The sequence below is a fragment of the Hydrotalea flava genome (assembly GCF_001623405.1).
Lineage (GTDB): Bacteria > Bacteroidota > Bacteroidia > Chitinophagales > Chitinophagaceae > Hydrotalea > Hydrotalea flava.
In genome coordinates, this window is the sequence record NZ_LUHG01000083.1 from 1 (window position 1) to 1917 (window position 1917).

The following is a 1917-nucleotide window of genomic DNA, read 5'->3' on the forward strand; positions in this document are numbered from 1 at the left end:
ATCAGAAAAGAAAAATGGGGCTAATCAAAAAAATGAAAAAGCAAATCGGTAAATTTGAAATAACTAGCGAAGACTTGGGAATAGTAACTACTAATTTTTAACAACTATGTCTTACGTTAGTCAGAATGCTATCGGACACCATACCGACTTCAAGCTTAATTGATTAACAGACAAACTTTTCGTAAATTTATAGGGTGAAAAAACGAAAACAAACAGGACTTGATTTTGAGGTTGACAAACTAACCAACTCTATTGAAAATGCAGTAACTGGTGACCGCTTCGCTACTGAAATTTCAATCGTAACGCTTGACGACCTGAAAAGCATAACAAAGAAGAACAAGTGGCAGTTTGACTGGAAGTTTGAATTTAAGCAGCCTGAAAGAGAAGTTTACAAGCTGACAATTGTAAACAATCAACAGGTTATTCAGGGACTTATTAGCATTGAAATCAAGTCTGACCATGTCTATATGCATCTTGTTGAAAGTGCACCTTTCAACAAAGGGAAAACAAAAGTTTATACAGGTGTTCCCGGAAATTTAGTTGCATTTGCTTGTAAACTTTCGTTTCAAAGAGGACACAAGGGAAACGTGTCATTCGTTTCAAAGACTCAACTGGTGCAACACTATATTGACAGTTTAGGTGCTATGCACATTGGTGGAAGAATAATGATTATTGACACAATCGCAGCTTTAAAATTAATTGACAAATATTTTCCAAAATGAAAAACAGAACAAAAGAATTAGACGTAGATTTTATTGGTGGGCAAAACAAGCCACTGACAAAGGAAGAACAACTTTCAATAAGTGCTTTCATTAAGCAACTGAAAGAGAACCGCAACAAAAAAACAAGACACAGAACGACAAAATCAGAAAAAAAACCTGCTTGACAAAAAGCACGAACCGCTAACATTGCATTGGCAATATGGCGGGGCGACGAATAATTTCTCAGCTTTTGGTTCACTAATCAGCTTCGGTTCCAGCAGACGAATAACGCCAGGCAACAGAATAAACAATGAACTTTTGTAACTTTAATCAGCATTGGTTCCGGGGCGGAGGGAACACAGAATTCCGCCACATCGCCAAGCCCGGGGCGTAAGCAACCCTGTTGGACACACTCTAATAATTCAGGGGTGAAAAAAAGGGCAAATACAATGGACATGAAAATAAAAAACCGCCAACTATTTAGAGACAATAGTCCGCCAAATTTTTTAAAACATTTATTCAAAAGCTTAAAATCAATCATTATGAAAATAATTTATTTTATTCTCACGGGAATTTTGCTGTCATCTTTTTCGTGCCGTAAAAACTCTCCTGAATTCTTTAATGGTACTGTAGATAGAAATATAAACGGCTGTTCTGCTAGTACTGGCTTTGTTTTTATAATAAAGTATACAACCCAAAGCAACACGGAAGACAGTTTATCTACACTTACTCTGCCAACACAATTTAAATTGTCAGGCACAAAAATTAAATTTCAAATGAGAGATTTAAACAGCACAGATGAATCAATGTTTTGTAATGCTATGATAACAACACCGAAGCAAAAAGTTATTTATAATGTAAAAGCACAATAAAATGAAAACAAAATTAATTGTAATATTATTTCTATTCTCGTTTCAAAGTAATGCTCAAAAATTCTATTATTCAAAAGGTAAAAAAGTTTTTCTTTCTGAGGATACAACAAGTATTTCTATAAAAGGGAAAACTAAAAACTCGTACAAAAAAATAGCATCTCTTCTTGGAGCAAATAGCAATTTAGTTTTTGATACTATTAGTTTAAAGGATGTTGCTGTTGTAGGCTCCCCATTTTTAGTACAGTTCAAAAGTAGAATAATTTTTCATTTCAATTGTGTTAGTGCAATCTATTGGGCGTAGTGAAGCGAAGGCGTAGCCGAAGCGTAACGAAGCCCAATAGATT

Annotated in this window: 3 protein-coding genes; all 3 read left to right on the plus strand. The window is 34.7% G+C overall.

All coding sequences use genetic code 11. From position 1 onward, the window contains the following. Positions 1-194: 194 nt before the first annotated feature. Positions 195-722, plus strand: coding sequence for a hypothetical protein (locus A0F92_RS09590; protein ID WP_068244928.1), 528 nt, complete (start codon positions 195-197; stop codon positions 720-722). Then, positions 719-886, plus strand: coding sequence for a hypothetical protein (locus A0F92_RS15610; protein ID WP_167516989.1), 168 nt, complete (start codon positions 719-721; stop codon positions 884-886). Before A0F92_RS09590 ends, A0F92_RS15610 begins: the two co-directional genes overlap by 4 nt. 270 nt (positions 887-1156) lie before the next feature. Further along, positions 1157-1573, plus strand: a complete 417-nt coding sequence (locus A0F92_RS09600; RefSeq protein ID WP_167516990.1) for a hypothetical protein — start codon at positions 1157-1159, stop codon at positions 1571-1573. Positions 1574-1917: the final 344 nt, after the last annotated feature.

What these genes read in the sequence shown, in the direction of transcription:
- A0F92_RS15610 (WP_167516989.1), top strand. Translation starts at nt 719, where the DNA reads ATGAAAAACAGAACAAAAGAATTAGACGTAGATTTTATTGGTGGGCAA.
- A0F92_RS09600 (WP_167516990.1), top strand. Translation starts at nt 1,157, where the DNA reads ATGAAAATAAAAAACCGCCAACTATTTAGAGACAATAGTCCGCCAAAT.